The organism is Bradyrhizobium sp. IC4059, assembly GCF_020193615.1.
In the GTDB taxonomy this organism is placed as follows: Bacteria; Pseudomonadota; Alphaproteobacteria; order Rhizobiales; family Xanthobacteraceae; genus Bradyrhizobium; species Bradyrhizobium yuanmingense.
On record NZ_JADYVH010000003.1, the window covers coordinates 506,256 to 526,411 of the forward strand.

The 20,156-nt window shown below is 64.8% G+C and carries 20 protein-coding genes; 11 read left to right on the plus strand and 9 right to left on the minus strand.

Going from position 1 to position 20,156, the window contains the following annotated elements; all coding sequences use genetic code 11:
- Positions 1–323 precede the first annotated feature (323 nt).
- Positions 324–1,184 carry a helix-turn-helix transcriptional regulator gene (locus I6F12_RS12605; RefSeq protein WP_225143007.1) on the minus strand — a complete coding sequence of 287 codons (861 nt, stop codon included), beginning with the start codon at positions 1,182–1,184 and terminating at the stop codon, positions 324–326.
- A gap of 211 nt (positions 1,185–1,395) precedes the next feature.
- On the opposite strand from I6F12_RS12605, the gene I6F12_RS12610 reads away from it, so the two are divergent.
- From I6F12_RS12610 to I6F12_RS12635, 6 genes are read left to right on the plus strand one after another with little or no spacing between them, the layout of a single operon-like run.
- Entirely contained in the window at positions 1,396–2,973 is a 1,578-nt protein-coding gene (locus I6F12_RS12610) for an ABC transporter substrate-binding protein (protein ID WP_225156458.1), read from the plus strand.
- Positions 2,970–3,971, plus strand: a complete 1,002-nt coding sequence (locus I6F12_RS12615) for an ABC transporter permease (RefSeq protein ID WP_225156459.1) — start codon at positions 2,970–2,972, stop codon at positions 3,969–3,971. Before I6F12_RS12610 ends, I6F12_RS12615 begins: the two co-directional genes overlap by 4 nt.
- Positions 3,971–4,804 carry an ABC transporter permease gene (locus I6F12_RS12620; RefSeq protein ID WP_036008084.1) on the plus strand — a complete coding sequence of 278 codons (834 nt, stop codon included), beginning with the start codon at positions 3,971–3,973 and terminating at the stop codon, positions 4,802–4,804. The genes I6F12_RS12615 and I6F12_RS12620 overlap by 1 nt, the downstream gene beginning before the upstream one ends.
- Positions 4,801–6,489, plus strand: a complete 1,689-nt coding sequence (locus tag I6F12_RS12625; RefSeq protein ID WP_225156460.1) for an ABC transporter ATP-binding protein — start codon at positions 4,801–4,803, stop codon at positions 6,487–6,489. Before I6F12_RS12620 ends, I6F12_RS12625 begins: the two co-directional genes overlap by 4 nt.
- Positions 6,486–7,781, plus strand: coding sequence for an ArgE/DapE family deacylase (locus I6F12_RS12630; protein ID WP_225130219.1), 1,296 nt, complete (start codon positions 6,486–6,488; stop codon positions 7,779–7,781). The genes I6F12_RS12625 and I6F12_RS12630 overlap by 4 nt, the downstream gene beginning before the upstream one ends.
- Positions 7,782–7,821: 40 nt before the next feature.
- Positions 7,822–8,457: a pyridoxamine 5'-phosphate oxidase family protein gene (locus I6F12_RS12635; RefSeq protein WP_036029306.1), complete on the plus strand. Its 636-nt coding sequence runs from the start codon at positions 7,822–7,824 to the stop codon at positions 8,455–8,457.
- A gap of 153 nt (positions 8,458–8,610) precedes the next feature.
- On the opposite strand, the gene I6F12_RS12640 is transcribed toward I6F12_RS12635, so the two are convergent.
- A complete protein-coding gene (locus I6F12_RS12640; protein ID WP_036008072.1) occupies positions 8,611–8,844 on the minus strand; it encodes a hypothetical protein in 234 nt (77 codons plus the stop codon).
- Between the two features lie 9 nt (positions 8,845–8,853).
- On the minus strand, positions 8,854–9,108 hold the full coding sequence (locus I6F12_RS12645) for an EamA family transporter (protein WP_225142997.1): 255 nt from the start codon (positions 9,106–9,108) through the stop codon (positions 8,854–8,856).
- Between the two features lie 249 nt (positions 9,109–9,357).
- On the opposite strand from I6F12_RS12645, the gene I6F12_RS12650 reads away from it, so the two are divergent.
- The gene (locus I6F12_RS12650) at positions 9,358–10,215 is read left to right on the plus strand and encodes an SDR family oxidoreductase (RefSeq protein WP_225114625.1); all 858 of its coding nucleotides are present in this window, start codon (positions 9,358–9,360) and stop codon (positions 10,213–10,215) included.
- Positions 10,216–10,279: 64 nt separating this feature from the next.
- Here I6F12_RS12650 and I6F12_RS12655 read toward each other — a convergent pair whose 3' ends face one another.
- Positions 10,280–10,795, minus strand: a complete 516-nt coding sequence (locus I6F12_RS12655; protein ID WP_036008066.1) for a ferritin-like domain-containing protein — start codon at positions 10,793–10,795, stop codon at positions 10,280–10,282.
- Between the two features lie 87 nt (positions 10,796–10,882).
- On the opposite strand from I6F12_RS12655, the gene I6F12_RS12660 reads away from it, so the two are divergent.
- From I6F12_RS12660 to msrA, 4 genes are all read left to right on the plus strand, one after another.
- Complete coding sequence (locus I6F12_RS12660; RefSeq protein WP_036029310.1) at positions 10,883–11,077, plus strand: hypothetical protein; 195 nt, start codon at positions 10,883–10,885, stop codon at positions 11,075–11,077.
- A gap of 484 nt (positions 11,078–11,561) precedes the next feature.
- Positions 11,562–13,883: a molybdopterin guanine dinucleotide-containing S/N-oxide reductase gene (locus I6F12_RS12665; RefSeq protein ID WP_225156462.1), complete on the plus strand. Its 2,322-nt coding sequence runs from the start codon at positions 11,562–11,564 to the stop codon at positions 13,881–13,883.
- Positions 13,884–13,903: 20 nt separating this feature from the next.
- Entirely contained in the window at positions 13,904–14,326 is a 423-nt protein-coding gene (locus tag I6F12_RS12670; protein ID WP_036029314.1) for an OsmC family protein, read from the plus strand.
- 127 nt (positions 14,327–14,453) lie between these two features.
- Positions 14,454–14,969 carry a peptide-methionine (S)-S-oxide reductase MsrA gene (gene msrA, locus I6F12_RS12675; RefSeq protein WP_036008049.1) on the plus strand — a complete coding sequence of 172 codons (516 nt, stop codon included), beginning with the start codon at positions 14,454–14,456 and terminating at the stop codon, positions 14,967–14,969.
- A gap of 70 nt (positions 14,970–15,039) precedes the next feature.
- Here msrA and I6F12_RS12680 read toward each other — a convergent pair whose 3' ends face one another.
- The 5 genes from I6F12_RS12680 to I6F12_RS12700 all read right to left on the minus strand — a co-directional run bounded on the left by I6F12_RS12680 (position 15,040) and on the right by I6F12_RS12700 (position 20,103).
- Positions 15,040–16,200 (minus strand): MFS transporter, encoded by a 1,161-nt coding sequence (locus I6F12_RS12680; RefSeq protein WP_225156464.1) that lies wholly within the window; start codon positions 16,198–16,200, stop codon positions 15,040–15,042.
- Between the two features lie 116 nt (positions 16,201–16,316).
- Positions 16,317–17,549 carry a Zn-dependent hydrolase gene (locus tag I6F12_RS12685; protein ID WP_225156466.1) on the minus strand — a complete coding sequence of 411 codons (1,233 nt, stop codon included), beginning with the start codon at positions 17,547–17,549 and terminating at the stop codon, positions 16,317–16,319.
- Positions 17,542–18,327 carry an ABC transporter ATP-binding protein gene (locus I6F12_RS12690; RefSeq protein WP_225114629.1) on the minus strand — a complete coding sequence of 262 codons (786 nt, stop codon included), beginning with the start codon at positions 18,325–18,327 and terminating at the stop codon, positions 17,542–17,544. Before I6F12_RS12690 ends, I6F12_RS12685 begins: the two co-directional genes overlap by 8 nt.
- Positions 18,324–19,097 (minus strand): ABC transporter permease, encoded by a 774-nt coding sequence (locus tag I6F12_RS12695; RefSeq protein ID WP_225156467.1) that lies wholly within the window; start codon positions 19,095–19,097, stop codon positions 18,324–18,326. Before I6F12_RS12695 ends, I6F12_RS12690 begins: the two co-directional genes overlap by 4 nt.
- Positions 19,098–19,158: 61 nt before the next feature.
- A complete protein-coding gene (locus I6F12_RS12700; RefSeq protein WP_036029324.1) occupies positions 19,159–20,103 on the minus strand; it encodes an ABC transporter substrate-binding protein in 945 nt (314 codons plus the stop codon).
- Positions 20,104–20,156 lie beyond the last annotated feature (53 nt).

The following is a 20,156-nucleotide window of genomic DNA, read 5'->3' on the forward strand; positions in this document are numbered from 1 at the left end:
TATGGATCAATCAAACGACATCGTCTACGGAGTGAACGACCTCGAGGCAAGGTGCTCTCCGCAAGCCTCGCCGGTTCGGCAGGCTCGGCTGAACTCGACGAGAGGTGATCGCGCTGGTGCACCGTGCCTCGCCGGTACCTCCGGCAGGCGCCAGGCGATCCATCACGGCGCCTGTACGCTTCAGCACGCGATGACACATCATGGTTCTGCTGCAAGATGGTCCCCGCTACGGGCGAACGCACGTGCTGGCGCGACAACCTTTACTACAAGATGGCTGTCTCGGCGCGGCTTTCATCTCGACGAGCCGGCGTCGTCGCTAGCGACTAGCGCAGCACGACTTCTTGATCTGTCCAGCGAAGATAATGCCGCGGTGCAGCGCCTAGCTCGCGCTTAAACATGGCGGCGAATGCGCTCGGGCTGTCATAGCCCACGTCCAGCGCTACGCATGTGACGGGTTCGCCTGCGCCCAGGCGTGCCAAAGCTTCCAGGAGCCGCACGCGTTGTCGCCACACTGAAAAGCTCTGACCGGTCTCGCGGCGGAACAGCCTCGTCAGCGTTCGCCGGCTGAGGCTGCATTTGTCTGCCCAGTCGTCGAGCGTGAGGTCCGAGGAGGGGTCGCCAAGCACTGCCTTACAGATCGCCGCAAGGCGGGGGTCCGGTGGCACCTGCACGTGAAGCGTCACCTCCGGCATGTGTGAGATCTCGGCGAGCAGGAGTTCGAGAAGCTTGCCGTCGCGTCCGTCCTGGTCGTAGGTCTGCGGCATCCGCACCGCCTCGTCCATCAGGGCTTCGACGAGCGAGGATGCACGAATCAGGCGGCACGTCTCCGACGTTCCTCGTCGGCGATCAGGCGTGACATAGATCGTCTGGGCCTCGACTTCACCCCAGGCGCGCGACTGATGTACAACGCCAGCCGGAATCCATAAACCATGGCCGGGTGGAACCACGAAATGACCGCGCTCGGTCATCATCGCCGTGACGCCGGTGATCTGCAGGATGAACTGGTCGCGCCGATGCGCGTGCCGCGTGCTGGTGCTCTCGTTCGGATAAGTTGCGGTCATCGCGGCGACCGGCCGCGCGATCGCCTGAAGTTGTCCGGCATAGTTGGCGGCCGCTGCGGGGCCCTCCTGTTTGCTGCAGGTGCGCAATTCGCCAGTCACATCTCGCCGCGCTACGACTTTCACGTGTCGTGAACTCCCGATCCAAGTCCTTTTCTGCAAGGCTCTTATGCATCTTCCGGGCCAGATATGGCCCGATCGCGATGGTTCTTGTCCCCGATCAGGTAGCGCGGGACAGGGCGTTTGGCAACAATGCTCGCGCCGGCCAGATTCGTCAAAGCCGAATACGGCGTCTGGCGAGGTCCTTCTCACGCCGATATGCGACACGGAGAGCTCGATGAACAGACGCGAATTCACCCAGGCCATGCTGGCCGCCGGCGCCGCTATCCCCTTCGGCATCACGCGAGCGGCCGGCCAGACCCGCGGTGGAACACTCAACACCATCATCCAGCCCGAGCCGCCGCTGCTGGTCACCGCCTTCAACCAGCAGCAGCCGACGCTGACGCTCGGCGGCAAGATCTACGAGAGTCTCCTCAAATATGGCGCTGACCTCAAGCCGATGCCGGGCATGGCGCAGTCCTGGGAGATTTCGCCGGACGGGCTGACCTATACGTTCAAGCTGTTTCCCAACATCACCTTCCACGACGGCAAGCCGATGACGTCCGAGGACGTCGTGTTCAGCTGCATGAAGGTGTTGACCGAGACGCATCCGCGCGCGCGGCAGAATTTTGCGCGCGTCGCTTCGGCCGAGGCGCCCGATCCGCTCACCGTCGTGTTCAAGCTGAAGCAGCCCTTTGCGCCGTTCCTCGGCTGCTTTGACTGCACTTCGGCGCCGATCGTGCCAAAGCACATCTATGAAGGCACCGACTACCGCAAGAACCCGCTGAACGACAAGGCGATCGGCACCGGCCCATTCAAGCTGAAGGAATGGGTGCGCGGCTCGCATGTCCATCTGGTGCGCCATGAAGGATACTATCTGAAGGACCAGCCGCACCTGGATGAGATCATCTACCGCATCATCCCGGATTCGGCATCGCGCGCGCTGGCGCTAGAGAACGGCACGGTGCAACTCGCGCAATGGACCGACGTCGAGTTCTTCGACGTGCAGCGCTTCAAGGCGCAGAAGAACCTCGAAGTCACCACCAAGGGCTATGAGTATTTCGCGCCGCACCAGTGGCTCGAGATGAACAACCGCATCGCGCCGATGAACGACAAGCGCTTCCGGCAGGCGGTGATGCACTTGATCGACCGCGATGCGCTCGCCAAGCGGGTCTATTTCGGCAGCGCCAAGGTCGCGACCGGCCCGATCTCGTCCAAGACGAAATTCTACGACGGCAAGGTCAAGCGCTACGACTATTCGATCGACAAGGCCAAGGCGCTGCTCGACGAGATGGGACTGAAGCCCGACACCAACGGCAAGCGCGCTGAGATCAAATACATCGTGCCGCCTTACGGCGAATCCTATCAGCGCGCCGGCGAGTTCTTCCGCCAGAGCTTTGCCCGCGTCGGCATCGATCTCGTCCTCGTCGGCACCGACATGGCCGGCTGGGCCGAGAAGGTCGGCAACTGGGATTATGAGATGACCCAAAACCTGCTCTACCAGCTCGGCGATCCCGCGCTCGGCGTCTCCCGCACTTACGTGTCGTCGAACATCAAGAAAGGCATCCTGTTCTCGAACACCGAAGGCTATTCCAACCCTGAGGTCGACAGACTGTTCGACGAGGCCGCCGTCACGCTCGACGAGGCCAAGCGACAGGAGCTTTATTCCAAGGTGCAGCAGATCCTGGTCGAGGACGTGCCGGTCGCCTGGACGCTGGAGCTCGAATATCCCATCATCTACGACAAGGCGTTCAAGAACATCGTGTCGACCGGCATCGGCTCGCACGAAACCTTCGGGTCGGTCTACAAATCGTGATCCGTCTCGGCAGCGCGGCGACGATCGGGCTGATGGCACTGAGCCGGATTGCCCAGCTCGTCGCCGTCATCCTCGTCATCGCCACTTTCAACTTCGTGCTGGTGCGGGCCGCCCCTGGCGATCCCGCCCAGGTCTTGGCCGGCCAATCCGGCGCGTCCGATCCGAAGCTGCTGGAAGATCTGCGCAAGGAATATGGGCTCGACAAGCCCTACGCCGTGCAGCTCGCAAGCTATCTCGGCCGCGTCGTCAGGCTCGACCTCGGCTATTCCTACCGCCAGCGCCGCGCGGTTGTCGATCTCATCCTGGAACGGCTGCCGGCGACGCTGCTGTTGACGGTGACGGCCTTCTGCCTCGCGCTGTTGATCGGCACGACCCTCGGCGCGCTCGCGGGGCTGGCGGCGGGCAGCGTGCTCGATACGGTTTTCACCGTGCTGTCGCTGGTGCTTTATGCGACGCCGGTGTTCTGGCTGGGGCTGATGCTGGTGCTGGTCTTCTCCGTGACACTCGGCTGGCTGCCGCCGTTCGGTTACGAGACCATCAACGTCAAGCTCTCGCCGCTGGAGCGTGCGCTCGACATCGCCAAGCACATGATCATGCCGGTGACCTCGCTGGCGGCGATCTATCTCGCGATCTATGCCCGGCTGATGCGGTCCTCGATCATCGAGGTCGCCCAGCAGGACTTCATCAAGACCGCGCGCGCCAAGGGCCTCTCCGGGCCCAGCATTGTGGTCGGCCACATGCTGCGCAACGCGCTGGTGCCCGTCGTCACCGTGGCCGGCATGCAGGCCGGCGCGCTGGTCGGCGGCGCCGTGGTCATCGAGACGGTGTTCGCCTGGCCGGGCCTCGGCCGGCTGACCTTCGATGCGCTGCTCCAGCGTGATTATCCCGTGCTGCTCGGCATTTTTCTCATTCTGTCGATCGTGGTCATCGTGCTCAATCTGCTGACCGACCTGATCTACAGGCTGATCGATCCCCGCATGACGACAGGAGCTGCGTGATGGATGCGGTTCGCGCCTTCCTGCGTCATCCTAGCGGCATGGTCGGCCTCGTCGTGCTGCTTGTCGTGGTCGTCATCGCGCTCATCGCGCCCACCGTCTTTCCGGTCTCGCCCTGGGAAATGGTCAGCGCGCCGTTCACGCCGCCCGGCGAGGACGGCCTGCTGCTCGGCGGCGACACGCTCGGCCGCGACGTTGCGGCCGGCGTCGCCTATGGTGCCCGCGTGTCGCTCGTCATCGGCATCGCCTCGGCCATGGCGGCTATGGTGATCGGCGTTACGATCGGCGCAATTTCCGGCTATTTCGGCGGCAAGGTCGATCTCGTGCTGATGCGGGTGACCGAGCTGTTCCAGACCATCCCCGCTTTCGTGCTTGCGATCCTCTTGGTCGCGACCTTCAACCCGTCGCTGCTGACGATCATCCTGACCATCGGCGCCGTGAGCTGGCCGCCGCTGGCGCGCCTCACCCGCGCCGAGTTCCTGCGCCTGCGCAATCGTGAATTCGTCGAAGCCGCGCTGTGCCAGGGCGAGGGCACCTTGCAGATCGTGCTCGGCCATATCCTGCCCAATGCGATTTCGCCGATCCTGGTCGTGACCTCCCTGACGGTCGCCACCGCCATCCTGCTCGAAAGCGCGTTGTCCTTCATGGGCCTCGGCGATCCCAATCTGATGTCCTGGGGTTTCATGATCGGAGCCGGCCGCACCGTCATCCGGAATGCCTGGTGGATGAGCGTGTTTCCGGGGCTCGCGATCCTCATCACCGTGCTTGCCATCAACCTGTTCGGCGAAGGTCTCTCCGATGTGCTCAATCCGCGTGTATCGAGGCGTCGGTCATGAGCGAGGCCGTGCAAGCCAAGGCACCCGTTCTGTCCGTCGAGGGGCTCTCGATCGCGCTGCCCGAAGGCGGCGATCGCCCGTTCGCGGTCGAGAACGTCTCCTTCCAGGTCAAGCCCAACGAGGTCGTCTGTCTCGTCGGCGAGTCCGGCTCGGGCAAGTCGATGATCGCCCATGCGGTGCTGTCGCTGCTGCCGAAGAGCGTCAATATTGCCGCGGGCGCCGTGACTGTCGCAGGACAAGATCCGGCAAAGCTCGACCGGCAGGCGCTGCGCCGCCTGCGCGGCGGCGAAGCCGCGATGATCTTTCAGGAGCCGTTATCCTCGCTGAACCCGCTCAAGCGGGTTGGCAGGCAGATCGAGGAGATGATCCTCACCCATCAGAAGCCGATGCCGTCGGCAATTGAGGTGCACGAACGCGTGCAGCAGCTCCTGACGCAGGTCGGGCTGCCAAATCCAAAGCTGCTTGAGAAGAGCTATCCGTTCGAGCTGTCCGGCGGCCAGCGCCAGCGCGTCATGATCGCGATGGCGATGGCCAACCGTCCGGCACTCCTGGTCGCTGACGAGCCGACCACAGCGCTCGACGTCACCACCCAGCGTCAGATCCTGCGCCTGATCGACGATCTCCGACGCGACCGCGGCATGGGCGTGCTGTTGATCACCCATGATTTTGGCGTCGTTGCCGATGTCGCCGACCGCGTCGTGGTGCTTCGTCACGGCAAGGTGGTGGAGCAGGGGACGGTCGAGGAAGTCCTGCGCAGTCCTAAGGCTGACTACACCCGCGAGTTGATCGATGCCGTTCCGAAGGCGCGGCTCGACGAGATCCGCCGCACCGCGGTCCATCCTACACCGCTGCTCGAAGTCATCGGTCTTGAGAAGGCATTCCGGGTCAAGCGCGGCCTGTTGCAGCCGCCGCGCGAGGTCGTCGCGGCCGACGGCATCTCGCTGACCTTGTACGAGGGCGAGACGCTCGCCGTCGTCGGCGAATCCGGGTCCGGCAAGTCGACGCTCGGGCGCATGATCATGCGTCTGACCGAGCCGGATGGTGGTGCCATCCGCTTCAACGGCCAGGATCTGCGCCAGCTTCGCGGCGAGGCGCTCCGCCAGGCGCGAAAACAGCTCCAGATCGTGTTCCAGGATCCGTTTGCGAGCCTCGATCCGCGCCAGAAGATCGGCGATGCCATTGCGCGCGGACCAATGGCCTTTGGCACGTCGCGCACGGAAGCGATGGAGCAGACGAGAAAGCTGCTGGTGCGAGTTGGCCTCAACGCCGTCGCCGCCGATCGTTACCCCCACGAATTCTCTGGGGGCCAGCGCCAGCGCATCTGTATTGCGCGCGCACTGGCACTCAAGCCGCGCGTGCTCATCGCCGACGAAGCCGTGTCGGCGCTTGACGTTTCCGTCCAGGCTCAGGTGCTGGCGCTGCTTGCCGAGCTCCGGCAGGAGATGAAGCTCGCCATGATCTTCATCACCCACGACCTGCGGATCGCCGCCGAGATCGCCGACCGCGTCATCGTGCTCCAGAAGGGGCGCATCGTTGAAGAGGGCGCGACCGCGGACGTTTTCACGGCCCCTCAAGCCGCCTACACACGCGAGCTGCTCGATGCGATCCCGGGCCGCGATTTCTTCGACCAGCCGGGCTTTGCCAGCGTGACCGGCGCACTACCGACAGCGAGGATGAGTTCATGACCGACAGCCGTCCCCTTCCAGCCGGCGCGCGCGAGCGCATCGAGGCCGCTGTGGATGCCGCCTTCGACGAGCAGATCGACACCACGATCGCGTTCACGGCGATCCCGAGCACGCGCGCGGCGGAGGCGCCCTGTCAGGACATGTTCGCAAAGCTGTTGCGCGATCGCGGCTACGAGGTCGATGACTGGGTCATCAACCAGGACGATCTGAAGGCGCTGCCGGGCTATGGTCCGGTCGAGACCGATTTCTCACGTGCCCGCTCCGTCGTCGGCACCTGCCGGCCGGCCAGGGAAGAGGGCCGCTCACTGATCCTTCAGGGCCATTGCGACGTCGTGCCGGCAGGTCCGCTCGACATGTGGGAGCGGCCACCGTTTCAGCCGGTGGTCGAGAACGGTTGGCTCTATGGTCGCGGCGCCGGCGACATGAAGTCCGGTACCATCTCGGCGCTCTACGCGCTCGATGCGATCAAGGCCGCGGGCTACAGGCCCAAGGGCCGCATCCACCTGCAATCGGTGATCGAGGAGGAGAGCACCGGTCTCGGCGCGCTCTCCACACTTCAGCGCGGCTATCGTGCCGATGTCTGCATCCTGCCCGAACCGACCGACGAGAAGCTGATGCGTGCCCAGGTCGGCGTGATCTGGTTCCGCCTGAAAGTGCGCGGGATACCAGTCCATGTCGCACGCGCCGGCACCGGCTCAAATGCGATCAAGGCTGCAATCCACCTGATCCAGAAGCTCGAAGGTCTCGAGGCCGAATGGAACGAGCGCGCGAAGACGCACCCCTCGTTCAAATCGGTCGAGCATCCGCTCAACTTCAATCCTGGAATCATCAAGGGCGGTGACTGGGCCTCCAGTGTGCCCGCCTGGTGCGATGTCGATTGCCGCATTGGTGTGCTGCCCGGCTGGAAGATCGCCGACGCCCAGGCCGAGATCGTGGATTTCGTCGCCAAGGCGGCGCGCTCGCATCCATTCCTCGCCAACAATCCGCCGGAGATCGTCTGGTCCGGCTTCCTGTCGCCGGGCTACGAGGCGACGGAGATTCAGGAAAGCGAGGCGGTTCTCGCTCCGGTCTACGAGCATGTGTTCGGCCGCAAGCTGACCAGCTTCTCGTCAACCGCACTGACCGATGCGCGCTTCTATGGTCTCGATTTCGGCGTGCCTGCGTTTTGCTTCGGCGCCACGATGGAAGGCGCGCACGGCTTCAACGAGCGCGTCGATCTCGCCTCGGTCAAGCGCGTCACCAAGGCGCTTGCGCTGTTCACCGCGAGCTGGTGCGGCATCGAGGCCAATTAGCCGAAAGAAGGAAACTCACCGCAAAAAGGGAGGTTCGCGAATGGGCAGCCAGGGTGCAGGCGGCAAGCCGCCGGTCAAGACGCAAGAGGATCTGCGCGCGCATTTCGGGCAGCTCAGCCCGCTCGCCGAGAAGAAGGTTCTCAGCCATCTCGACAGGTTCTGTCGCGACTTCATCGCGCTTTCCCCGTTCCTCGTCCTTGCCACCAGCGATGGCAACGGTCATGCCGATGCAAGCCCGCGCGGCGACGCGCCGGGCTTCGTCGCCGTGCTCGACGACAAGACGCTGCTGATCCCGGACCGGCGTGGCAACAACCGCGTCGACACCTTCGGCAATATCATCGCTTCCCCTGGCATCGGCCTGATCTTCCTGGTGCCGGGGATCAACGAGACCCTGCGCGTCAATGGCCGCGCCGAGATTTCGCAAGATGCCGAGCTGTTGACGCCGCTCGCGGTGCAGAACGTGGTCCCAATCATCGGGCTGAAGATCCATGTCGAGGAGACCTATTTTCATTGTGGCAAGGCGCTGATGCGCTCGAAGCTCTGGAATCCGGCTGCTCAGGTCGAGCGCAACAGTTTCCCGACGCTCGGCCGGATCATCGCCGAGCAGACTGTCGCCATCGCGGTCGAAGAGGCGGAGAAGACGATGGAAGAAGGATACCGTACGAGGCTCTACTGAGAATGACCAATCTGATCTAGCGGTCCGCCCTGCAGAAGGTTTCGACGATACGCTACATGCTCGCAGCCTGGCGCCCGTGAAATGTCTGCGAGGTAGGTAGCGAGCGGCAGCACTGAGCGCACAGACGCGACGAATCCGAACGGAACGGCATCGTCACGCTGCGAGGAAGAACCCGATGGCCGATGCCACGCTGTTGCCGCCGGCGCGCATGCCCGGAATGGCAACGAGCACTGCGCCGACGAGCAGAATGAGAACTGCAATGAGTTGCCGCTGGGACGGCACGCGCCGTGCGACAAGCAATCCTAGCAGAATGGTGAAGATCGGCAGCGAGCCGTTGGCGAACGCTCCCCCGTATGCCGCCGACGCCCCCTTCAACCCAAAGTACATCAGAATGCTCTATAGCGCGCCGGGACCACAAATTGACATCGACAGGATTGCGTGCAGCGGCAGGTGGCGCGGCCACCAGGCCTTGGCGAACGGAAGAACCAGGGCGCCGGTGACCAGGGACCGAAGTGCGGTCAAATCGAAGGGTGTCAGGCCGGATTGCATGCCGGCCCTCGAGAAGACGAGAAAGCCGGACCAGATGCAGAACACGCCGGCTGCGCTCAGGAGACCGAAAATCCGCTCGTTCGATTTGGCTACAGGTGTCAAGCCCGTGTCCGATTGCTTGAGATATCTTAGCGCACTTTAAAACACCTGCGAGTTTCAAGATGCTCTCCGCAACATGGCCCTCCAAGGTGCCGCCATGGTGAGCGATCCTTGGGAGTTTTTCTAGCCGAGAGTTCCGCAAGCCGCTGTAATCGGATCTCTGGGGTGCGGCCACGCTGTGCGATGACGGAATCAACGCCAGGAACACTTCCGGCGGCGCTCCGTTAGCGCAGCAAACGCCGGGAGTTGTCCATGACCAATTATCCAAAGCCGCCTTATCCTGCGCAGCAGCAGCCGATGCCGGGCTCGACGCGGGCCATGCAGCCGCGCCCGGATCATGGCGAGGAGAGTTACAAGGGCTCCGGCCGTCTTGCCGGAAAGAAGGCCATCATCACGGGCGGCGACAGCGGCATCGGCCGCGCGGTGGCGATCGCCTATGCGCGGGAAGGCGCGGATATCGTCATCTCCTATTTGAACGAGGAGGAGGATGCGGCCGAGGTCAAGGCGCTGGTCGAACGGGAGGGACGCAAGGCCGTCCTGATCCCGGGCGATATCAGCAATCCCGAACATTGCCGCGCCATCGTGCGTCGCACCGTCGAGGAGCTCGGCGGCATCGACATCCTCGTCAACAACGCTGCCCATCAGGCGACGTTCAAGGACATCGCGGATATCAGCGACGACGAATGGCGGCGGACATTCGAGATCAACATCCACGCCATGTTCTATCTGGCCAAAGCCGCCGTTCCCCACATGCGGCCGGGCTCCGCGATCATCAACACGGCCTCGGTGAACTCCGACATGCCGAATCCGAGCCTGCTGGCCTACGCCACGACCAAGGGTGCGATCCAGAATTTCACTGGCGGGCTTGCGCAGATGCTGGCCGAGAAGGGCATTCGGGTCAATGCGGTGGCCCCGGGGCCGATCTGGACGCCGCTGATTCCCTCGACCATGTCGGAGGAAAGGGTCAAGAACTTCGGCAAGCAGGTGCCGATGCAGCGCGCCGGCCAGCCGGCCGAGCTCGCGACGGCCTATGTCATGCTGGCCGATCCACTGTCGAGCTACACGTCGGGCGCGACGTTGCCCGTCACCGGCGGCAAGCCTTTCATCTGATCCAGGCGAGCACCGTGGCGGCACCGCACTACCGGCGCCGCCACTCTCAATCAGTCGCTTTCAATCACGCAGCGCTGGACGCCTTGGCGTTGACGCCTTTGCGCAGGGCCACGGTGTTCAGCTTCGTGTTGGCGGCCTTCTCTTCGTTCAGATTGGTGGTGAGGAAGCGCACGATGTCGTCGTGGCCGAGCTCTTCCGCCCAGGCGATCAGCGTGCCGTACCGGCACATTTCATAATGCTCGACAGCCTGTGCGTTGGCGACGATCGCAGCGTCCAGCACGGCCTTGTCCTCGATCTCGCCGGCGGTCTCGTCGGCTTCCTTGATCAGGCCGTCGATGGCCGGGCAATGCGTGCCGCTCGGCTCCTTGCCGAGCTTGGCGAAGACCTTATCGAGGCGCTCGACCTGCTTGTTGGTCTCTTCCAGATGCGCCTTCAGCCCGGCGACGAGATCCCTGTTGGTGGCCTTGTCGATCATCTTCGGCAGCGCCTTCAGGATCTGCTGTTCCGCGTAGTGGATGTCTTGGAGCCCGTGCAGCAGCAGGTCTTCCATCGACTGGATGTCCTTGGTGAAGAATCCCATAAAAGACGTCTCCTTTTCACAATGATGGCAGTGGAACGCGGAGCGGCCGCCGCTGTTCCATTCCCGTGTGCAGATCGGGAGAGCCGAATGAGCGATGGAGTGGATCATTTTGTGGGCCTGCTCGGACGTGCGGCGATGGACGTATGGGGCGACATGCCTCGCGACATCCAGGAGGCACTGTTCGAGACCGCGATGAAGGGCCGCGACACCGAGCGTGAGGAGCTGGCGCGATTGCTGCACGAGCGGCATCCGCGCACGCTGCATCCGGCCCGGCCGGGCTGACGCCGGCGGGCTGGGAACGAACATGCGATCTCCTGATTGGTGAATCGGGTGGCGCCACACGGGCTCCAACGAGGACCGCGCGGGGCGCATCGCCCGAGCCTGTCAACCTGTGAGTCGACCGACGTGACTGAGAATATCGGCAAATGGTACGACCCGATTTCGGAGCGGTGGATCGTGCCTCGCCAACCCCACACCATCGCCGCGTTCGATCGGTCGAGCGCGGAGAACGTGCCGGAGGCGAACAAGAGAGAAGAGACGCAGCGGATCTGGAATCTGCTGGTCGATTGCTGCGCACGTGGATGATGCAGCGTCGGCGCCAAAACGAGCGACATGACGCGCTCGACGACGCTCGGGAGTGTCAACGGCCTTGAGGCTGGCTTTGCGCGGGGCAGGTCAGCGTTCCCGTCAACCCTGATCTCGACGACGTCCGGAGCGGATCGGTATATTACCACCCCTGCCGACGCCGCCGGAACAAGGATCAGAGATGGACGATACGATTGGCTTCCCCGACCCCGGTCTTGACCTGTCGGACGGCTTCAAGCCGCACACCTCGCATTGGGGCGTGTTCTCCGCGCGTCAGGGCGCGGCCGGGCTGGAGGTCAGGGCCTATGCGGGCGATCCCGATCCGAACGGCATCATCGACAATTTTCCCGGCGCGCTCCGCCACCAGGCGCGCATCGCCCAGCCGGCAATCCGCCGCGGCTGGCTCGAGCGCGGGCCGGGCCCGGACGATCGCCGCGGCCGTGACGAGTTCGTCTCCGTCAGCTGGGAGAAGGCGCTGGATCTCCTCGGCGACGAGCTTGGCCGCATTCGCGACAACCGCGGACCCGGCGCCGTGTTCGGCGGCTCCTATGGCTGGTCGAGTGCCGGGCGCTTCCATCACGCCCAGAGCCAGGTGCATCGCTTCCTCAATATCGCGTTGGGCGGCTATGTGCGCTCGGTCAACACCTATTCGTCCGGTGCGTCCTCGATGCTGCTGCCGCAGATCCTGGCCGGCTACGAGGACATCACCAAGCGCAACGTCACCTGGCAGCAGATCGCGGCCGAGACCGACATCGTGCTGGCGTTCGGCGGCATGGCGCTGAAGAACTCCATGGTGGCCGGCGGCTCGATCAGCAAGCATGTCGAGCGCGGCGCCATGGCGGCGGCGCGCCGCCGCGGCTGCGAGTTCGTTCTGGTCAGCCCGCTGCGCGACGATCTGCCGGTCGAGGCCGGCGCCGAATGGATGAGTTGCGTGCCCGGCACCGACACCGCGCTGATGCTCGGCATCGTCCATACGCTGGTCAGTGAGAAGCTGCACGACCAGGCCTTCCTCGACCGCTACACCGAGGGCTGGGCAATCTTCCTGCGATATCTCAACGGTGAGAGCGACGGGCAAGCCAAGCACGCCGAATGGGCCGCCGCGATCTCAGGCGTCAGTGCGGATGCGATCCGCAAGCTGGCGCGGCGTCTCGCCGGAAAGCGCGCGCTCGTCACCGTCTCCCATTCGCTGCAGCGCGCCGAGCATGGCGAGCAGCCGGTGTGGATGGGCATGGTGCTGGCGGCGGCCCTCGGCCAGATCGGCCTTCCCGGCGGCGGCTATGCCTATTCGCTGGGTGCGATCGGCTATTACGGCCGCCGCGTCAACGACGTGCCGGGACCGACGCTGGGGCAGGGCCGCAACGGCGTTGCCGATTTCATTCCGGTGGCGCGCATCGCCGACATGCTGCTCAATCCGGGCACCACGTATCGCTACAACGGCGAGACGCGCACCTATCCGGATATTCGTCTGGTCTACTGGGCGGGCGGCAATCCGTTCCATCACCATCAGGACATCAACCGCCTGCGCAAGGCCTTCGCGAAGGTGGACACGCTGGTCGTGCACGAGCTCGCCTGGACCGCCACCGCCCGCCACGCCGATATCGTGCTGCCCGCGACGATGACGCTGGAGCGCGAGGACATCGGCTATTCCACCAACGATCCCCTGATGGTCGCGATGCACCGGATCGCCGAGCCGTTCGGGCTCGCGCGTGACGATTACGATATCTTCGCCGATCTCGCCGAGCGTCTTGGGGCGCGCGAGCCGTTCACCGAAGGGCGCACGTCGCGGCAATGGCTGGAGCATCTCTACGAGCCGACCCGCGCATCGCTTGCCAAGCGCGGCCTCGAAGCGCCGAGCTTCGAAGAATTCTGGGCGCGCGGCAGCCTGGTCGTGCCGCAGCAGCCCGATGACGGCGGCCGGCTACGCCGCTTTCGCGAGGATCCCGACAATCATGCCTTGCCGACGCCGAGCGGACGCATCGAGATCTACTCGGCCAAGATCGCGGGGCACGGTGATGCGGATTGTCCCGGACATCCGGTCTGGCTCGACAAGACCGATGTTCCCAAGCCGGGGGCACCGTGCTTCCTCGTCGCCAACCAGCCCGTGACGCGCCTGCACAGCCAGCTCGATTTCGGCGGACATTCGCTGGGCTCAAAGCATCGCGGCCGCGAGGTCGCGCGCATGAACCCGGTCGATGCACAGGCGCGCGGCATCAAGGACGGCGACATCATCCGCCTGTTCAACGAGCGCGGTGCCTGTCTCGCCGCGGTCCGCGTCACCGACGGCATCGTATCAGGCGTGGTTCAGCTGCCGACCGGCGCGTGGTACGATCCGATGGATCCGGAAGACGAGGCGCCGCTCTGCGTTCACGGCAATCCGAACGTGCTGACCCGCGACGTCGGCACCTCGTCCCTGGCGCAGGGCTGCACCGGCCAGTTGACGACCGTCGAGGTGGAGAAGTTCACCGGCAATCTACCGCCGATCCGCGCGTTCGATCCGGTTTAGGCAAACAAGGAGACCTTTAGATGATCCGCAAGGCAACAGCAGTCTGGAAGGGCACTGGTCGCGATGGCACAGGCCATCTGTCGAGCGAATCCGGCGTGCTTGCCGGGACGCCCTATTCATTCAAGACCCGCTTCGAGAACGAGAAGGGCACCAATCCCGAAGAGTTGATCGCCGCGGCCCATGCCGGCTGCTTCACCATGGCGCTCGCCTTCGGCCTGCAGATGGCGGGTTTCACGCCGGACGAGCTCTCGACCGAAGCCGCCGTCACGCTCGAGCCCGAGGGCAAGGGCTTCAAGATCAGCAAATCCGCGCTGACTCTGCGGGCGAAAGTGCCTGGTCTCGACGATGCCGGCTTCGCCCGGCTCGCCGGCGAGGCCGAGAAGAACTGCCCGGTGTCCAAGGTGCTCAACGCCGCCATCACGCTCGACGCCAAGCTGGTCTAGAGCGCGGGCCTGCTTCCAGTCCATCCGGCCCTAGCGACCGAGTGGGCGTCAACGCGCGGCTTTCGGCCGGGCGGCCGAAAGCCTATATGATGGACAAGCTTTTGAGCGATCATTGGGAGCACATCACATGACGACGGAACGCGCAGTTTTGGCCGGCGGCTGCTTCTGGGGCATGCAGGATCTGATCCGCAAGCAGCCGGGCGTGATCTCCACCCGCGTCGGTTACACCGGTGGGCACGTCAAGAACGCCACCTACCGCAATCACGAAGGCCATGCCGAAGCGATCGAGATCGTGTTCGATCCGGCCAGGACCAGCTTCCGGACCATGCTGGAGTTCTTCTTCCAGATCCATGATCCGACCACGCTCAACCGTCAGGGCAACGATATCGGCACGAGCTATCGGTCGGCGATCTTCTACACCAGCGAGGAGCAGAAGCGGATTGCCGAAGACACCATCGCCGACGTCGAGGCGTCCGGCCTGTGGCCCGGCAAGGTGGTGACCGAGGTCGCGCCCGCGCGCGAGTTCTGGGAGGCCGAGCCCGAGCATCAGGATTATCTCGAACGTTATCCTGACGGCTACACCTGCCACTTCATCCGGCCGGGCTGGAAGCTGCCGCGGCGCGCTGCGGCAGTCGGAGGCTAGAGCCTGAAGAAGGTGGCTCGCCGGCTGTGGCGGTCCACCTCCTCATCGGTCAAAGCCGACGCGAGTCCGCTCACGCATCGACATGCAAGGTCCGGCGCTGCTCCGCGGTGACGATCCCCGCCGTCAACGTGACGAGACCCATCAAGGCGGCCAGCAGCCAGAATGCCAGCGGCAGTCCGCCGAGCTGTGCGACGAAGCCGACGCCGGCAGGGCCGAGCAGGACGCCTGCGTAGCCCGCTGTCGTGATCGCCGCGACCGCAAGTCCCGTGGGCATCACCTTTTGCTGCGCCGCCCGGCGGAATAGCACGGGCACGAGGTTCGAGGCGCCGAGCCCGATCAGCAGGAATCCGGCGATGGCGACCGCCGCCACGGGCGCGGTGAGCAGCACCACGAAGCCGGCGATCGCGATGAGGCTGCCCCACAGCAATGTCGTGCGGTCTCCGATGCGCGCAACGATGGCGTCGCCGCTAAGCCGGCCGATCGTCATCGCGATCGAGAACACGATGTAGCCGATGCCGCCTTGGGCCTCGCTGACGAGCCCGGCGCCGATCACGAGCAGCGCGCCCCAATCGAGCATCGCGCCTTCGACCAGGAAGGTGATGGCGCCGAGCAGCGCCAGCAGCAGCACCGATCCATGCGGCATCACGAAAAATGGGCCTTCCTGCACCTGCACCGAGCGAAGCAGGCGCGGCCAGGTCACCAGCATCGCGATCAGCATCAGCACGGAGCAGATCAACGTCGAGGCGAGCGCGCCGAGCTGCAGAGAGAGCAGCGCCGTCATCAGCGCGGAACCGGCGAAGCCGCCGATGCTGAACAGGGCGTGGAAGCCGGACATCAGCGGGCGTCGCGCGGCGCGCTCCACCTCCACGGCGTGGATGTTCATGGCGACGTCGATCGAGCCTAGCGCGGCGCCGAACGCAAGCAGCGCCAGCGCCAGCGACAGCGGCGAGCTTGCGACCGCCAGCAGCGGCAGCACCAGCGTCAGACCGATCCCGCCCGCGACGATGATCGGCCGGCTGCCGTAGCGCGCGCTGAGCACGCCGGTCAGCAGCATCGCCACGACCGAGCCGATGCCGAGGCTGAGCAGGAGCAGGCCGAGAACTCCGTCGTCGACGGCGAGCCGCGCCTTCGCGAACGGCACCAGGGGTGCCCAGCACGCGATGCCGAAGCCCGCAACGAGGAAGGCAAGCCGGGTGGCAAGGCGGGTTGCCGGCCGGTCGGCAGAAGACATGGGAACTCCGGGAAGCAGGGGAGGAGACGGTCGACAGGCCCGAGGATTGCCGCGGCTTTATGGCAGAGCCCTGCTCGAATGGTCGTGGCAGGCGCTCAACGGCTGCATGCCTCGACCTAGCCCCCGAGGATCCGCCGGCACGCCTCGACGAACACCTCTGCGCCCGTCACGATATCGGCATCCGCCGTGTTCTCGGTCCAGTGATGGCTGATGCCGCCGATCGACGGCACGAACAGCATGCCGGCGGGCATGACGGTCGCCAGCATCTGCGCATCGTGGCCGGCGCCGCTCGGCATGCGGATGGACCGGCCGCCGGCGACGGCCTTGCTCGCGGCCTCGATCGCGTCCTGAAAGCTCGCGTTCATCATCGCGGGTGCGCCGGTGCGCAGCTTCGTCACGCTGACCGTGCAGGTGCCGTTGGCACTGGCCTCGTCCGCCATGGTCCGCAGCAATTGCTCCAGCCGCGCGATCACAGACGGGTCGTCGTCGCGGATCTGGAACAGCATCTCGGCGCCACCGGGGATAATGCTCGGCGCGCCCGGATCGAGCGTGATGCGGCCGGTGGTCCAGACCGTGCGCGGGCCGCAGGCGGCGGGGAAACGCTCGTCGATCGCCACGCAGAACTTGGCCAGCGCCAGGCCCGCATCCTTGCGCACCGCCATGCGCGTGGTGCCGGCGTGGTTTTGCTCGCCGGCAAAGTTGATCTGGTACTGCCAGATGCCGACGATGGACGTCACGACGCCGATCGCCAGTTGCCCGCTTTCGAGCGTGTCGCCCTGCTCGATATGCGCCTCGAGATAACCGATGTGCCGTCCCGGCTCGGCGGTGATGCGCGGACGCTCCGCGAGCCCCGTGTCGGCAAGGGCATCGCGCATGGTGCGCCCGCTTGTGCGGTCGCGCGCCGCGTCGATGTCGGCCTCCGTCACCTGTCCGACATAGGAGCGCGAGCCGAGGAAATGACCAAAATGTCCCTCCTCGTCGCACCAGGCGGCAACTTCCACCGCGCCGTTCACCGAAGCGTCGGCATTGAGCACGCGCGCCGCCTCGAGCGCATAGACGACGCCGAGCGGGCCGTCGAGCCAGCCGGCATAGTTCTGGCTTTCCAGGTGCGAGCCCGCCAGCAGTTTCGGTCCGGACTTCGAGCTCGTCCCGAACACATTGCCGATGCCGTCAATCGTCGCGGAGAGCTCGGCCTCGGGCAGCTTCTGGACGAGCCACTCCAGTGACAGCTTGTGCGGCTCGGAGAAGGTCGGCTTGTGCACGCCGGTCTTGTAGGCGCCAAAGGCGCGCAGTGCGTGGAGGTCGGCAAGAACGCGATGGCCGTCGGCGCGGGGCTGGGTGTCAGGCATGTTCGGCAACCTTGAGCGCCTCGGTCCGGATCTCCTCGACCAGCCGTTCCTTCAACTGGACGAATTCCGGCGTGGTCTTGATCTTGTAGGAGCGCGGATGCGGCAGGTCCACATTGATTTCGGCCTTGATGCGGCCGGGGCGCGCGCTCATGACGATGACGCGGCTGCCGAGGAAGATGGCTTCCTCGATATCGTGGGTCACGAACAGCACGGTCTTCTGGTCGCGTTCCCAGATCCCGAGCAGCATCTCCTGCATCAAGGCGCGGGTCTGGTTGTCGAGCGCGCCGAACGGTTCGTCGAGCAGCAGGATCTTCGGATCGTTGGCGAGCGCGCGTGCGATCGCGGTGCGCTGCTGCATGCCGCCGGAGAGCTGCTTGGGCCAATGGTTTTCGAAGCCGGACAGCCCGACCTGGCGGATGAAGGCATCGGCGATCTTGTGTCGCTCCGCCTCGGACACGCCGCGCTCGCGCAGGCCGAAGGCGATGTTCTCGCGCACCGTCAGCCAGGGAAACAGCGTGTAGGACTGGAACACCATGCCGCGATCGGCGCCCGGGCCGGTCACTTCGCGTCCGTCGAGCGTGACGCGGCCGCCGGTCGGACGGTCGAGGCCGGCGACGATGCGCAGCAGCGTGGACTTGCCGCAGCCGGAGGGACCGAGGATGGTGACGAAGTCGTTGTTGCCGATGGTGAGATCGGTCGGCTCCAGCGCCCTGGTCGGCGCGTTGCCGTGGCGCGCGGGGAAGGTGCGCGAGACCTGCTCGATCCTAAGAATGGTCATGCCAGCTTCCAGGGAAACAGCCAGGCGTTGAACGCCTTGAACAGGAAGTCCGAGATCAGGCCGATCAAGCCGATCACGATGATGCCGAAGATGATCTGGCCGGTGTTGAGCAGCGCCTGGCTGTCGGTGATCATATGACCGATGCCCGAGGACGAGCCGATCAGCTCGGCGACGATGACGTAGGTCCAGGCCCAGCCCAGCACCAGCCGCAGGATCTCCGCGATCTCCGGCGCGGAGGAAGGCAGCAGCACCCGGCGGATGATGCCGCGGTCGCTGGCGCCCAGCGTGTAGGCGGCCTCGATCAGATCGCGCCGCGTCGCGCCGACCGTCACCGCGACCATCAGGATCACCTGGAACACCGAGCCGATGAAGATGACGAGCAGCTTTTGCAATTCGCCAATGCCGGCCCACAGGATCAGCAGCGGAATGAAGGCCGAGGCGGGCAAATAGCGTGCAAATGAGACGAAGGGTTCGAGGAAGGCTTCGACCGGCTTGTAGGCGCCCATCAGCACGCCGAGCGGCACCGCAATGACCGCCGCGAGCGCAAAGCCGCCGACGACGCGCCAGATCGTCATGCCGATGTCGAACAGGAAGCCGTGCTTGGTGAGCAGCTCGAGGCCTTCCTGCACCATGGTGAGCGGATTGGCGAGGAAGGTCTTCGACACATGCCCGCCAAACGTCGCCCACGACCAGAGGGCGACGAACAGCACGAAGAACGCCAGGCCATATGCCGCACGTTGCTTCGATGTCACGGGATCCAGAGGACGCATCAAACTGTATCCGAATGGTGCGCCGGCTCCGCCTGAGGCGGAACCGGCAACTTGGAGAACGTTACTTGATGAAGCTCGCGTCGTAGAGGTCCTCGACCTTCGGCACGGCCTTGATGATACCGATCTCGAGCAGGAGCTCGGCGGCCTCCTTGTTGAAGGTCAGGAACTCGCCCGCGAAGAACTTCTGGTTCGCGGCCTTGTCCTGCCAGCGCAGATATTTCGCCGAGTTGCCGAACTGCTCGCCGGTCTGCTTCACGTCGGCGCCCATGATCTCGTAGGACTTGGCCTGGTCCTTGGCGATCGTCTCGAGCGCCTCGAAATAGCTGTCGGCGAGCGCCTTGGCGGCCTTGGGATTGTCGGTGAGGAACTTCGGCGTGCAGCCGAACGTGTCCATGACCATCGGATAGTCCAGCGTGGTGGCGATGATCTTGCCCTTGTCCGGCGCGGCACGCACCGTCGACAAGTATGGCTCATAGGTCATCGCCGCATCGTTCTGGCCGGAGACGAAGGCCTGCGCCGCAGCCGCCGGCTCGAGGTTCACCACCGTCACGTCCTTCGTGGTGAGGCCGTTCTTCTTCAGCATCCAGGCCAGCGCGAAGTAGGGCGAGGTGCCCGGCGCGGAGGCGGCGACGGTCTTGCCTTTCAGGTCCTTGATCGCGGCGATGTCGTTGCGCACAGCCATCCCGTCGGCGCCATAGCTCTTGTCGAGCTGGAAGATCTGCTTGGTGGCGACGCCGTTGGCGTTCCAGGAGATCCAGGTCTCGACGGTGGTCGCCGCACACTGGATGTCGCCGGAGGCGATGGCGAGATGGCGGTCCTTCTGCGGGATCTTCTTGATGGTGACGTCGAGGCCGTTTTTCTTGAAGATGCCGGCCTCCTTCGCCAGCGTCAGCGGCGCGAAGCCGGTCCACCCGGAAATGCCGATGCCGACCTTGACGTCCTGGGCGAGCGCCGGAGTGGAGGCCGCGAGAGCAATGATTGTCGCAAATACTGTCGAACTACGCATGATTATCGTCCTCTTGCCGATCGATGGTTTGACGTCCTGTTGATCTCTGCCGG

Excerpts from the sequence above, each read along its gene's own strand:
- I6F12_RS12610 (WP_225156458.1), top strand. The coding sequence starts at position 1,396 with ATGAACAGACGCGAATTCACCCAGGCCATGCTGGCCGCCGGCGCCGCT.
- I6F12_RS12620 (WP_036008084.1), top strand. The coding sequence starts at position 3,971 with ATGGATGCGGTTCGCGCCTTCCTGCGTCATCCTAGCGGCATGGTCGGC.
- I6F12_RS12625 (WP_225156460.1), top strand. The coding sequence starts at position 4,801 with ATGAGCGAGGCCGTGCAAGCCAAGGCACCCGTTCTGTCCGTCGAGGGG.
- I6F12_RS12630 (WP_225130219.1), top strand. The coding sequence starts at position 6,486 with ATGACCGACAGCCGTCCCCTTCCAGCCGGCGCGCGCGAGCGCATCGAG.
- I6F12_RS12635 (WP_036029306.1), top strand. The coding sequence starts at position 7,822 with ATGGGCAGCCAGGGTGCAGGCGGCAAGCCGCCGGTCAAGACGCAAGAG.
- I6F12_RS12640 (WP_036008072.1), bottom strand. The coding sequence starts at position 8,844 with ATGTACTTTGGGTTGAAGGGGGCGTCGGCGGCATACGGGGGAGCGTTC.
- I6F12_RS12650 (WP_225114625.1), top strand. The coding sequence starts at position 9,358 with ATGACCAATTATCCAAAGCCGCCTTATCCTGCGCAGCAGCAGCCGATG.
- I6F12_RS12655 (WP_036008066.1), bottom strand. The coding sequence starts at position 10,795 with ATGGGATTCTTCACCAAGGACATCCAGTCGATGGAAGACCTGCTGCTG.
- I6F12_RS12660 (WP_036029310.1), top strand. The coding sequence starts at position 10,883 with ATGAGCGATGGAGTGGATCATTTTGTGGGCCTGCTCGGACGTGCGGCG.
- I6F12_RS12665 (WP_225156462.1), top strand. The coding sequence starts at position 11,562 with ATGGACGATACGATTGGCTTCCCCGACCCCGGTCTTGACCTGTCGGAC.
- I6F12_RS12670 (WP_036029314.1), top strand. The coding sequence starts at position 13,904 with ATGATCCGCAAGGCAACAGCAGTCTGGAAGGGCACTGGTCGCGATGGC.
- msrA (WP_036008049.1), top strand. The coding sequence starts at position 14,454 with ATGACGACGGAACGCGCAGTTTTGGCCGGCGGCTGCTTCTGGGGCATG.
- I6F12_RS12680 (WP_225156464.1), bottom strand. The coding sequence starts at position 16,200 with ATGTCTTCTGCCGACCGGCCGGCAACCCGCCTTGCCACCCGGCTTGCC.
- I6F12_RS12685 (WP_225156466.1), bottom strand. The coding sequence starts at position 17,549 with ATGCCTGACACCCAGCCCCGCGCCGACGGCCATCGCGTTCTTGCCGAC.
- I6F12_RS12690 (WP_225114629.1), bottom strand. The coding sequence starts at position 18,327 with ATGACCATTCTTAGGATCGAGCAGGTCTCGCGCACCTTCCCCGCGCGC.
- I6F12_RS12695 (WP_225156467.1), bottom strand. The coding sequence starts at position 19,097 with ATGCGTCCTCTGGATCCCGTGACATCGAAGCAACGTGCGGCATATGGC.
- I6F12_RS12700 (WP_036029324.1), bottom strand. The coding sequence starts at position 20,103 with ATGCGTAGTTCGACAGTATTTGCGACAATCATTGCTCTCGCGGCCTCC.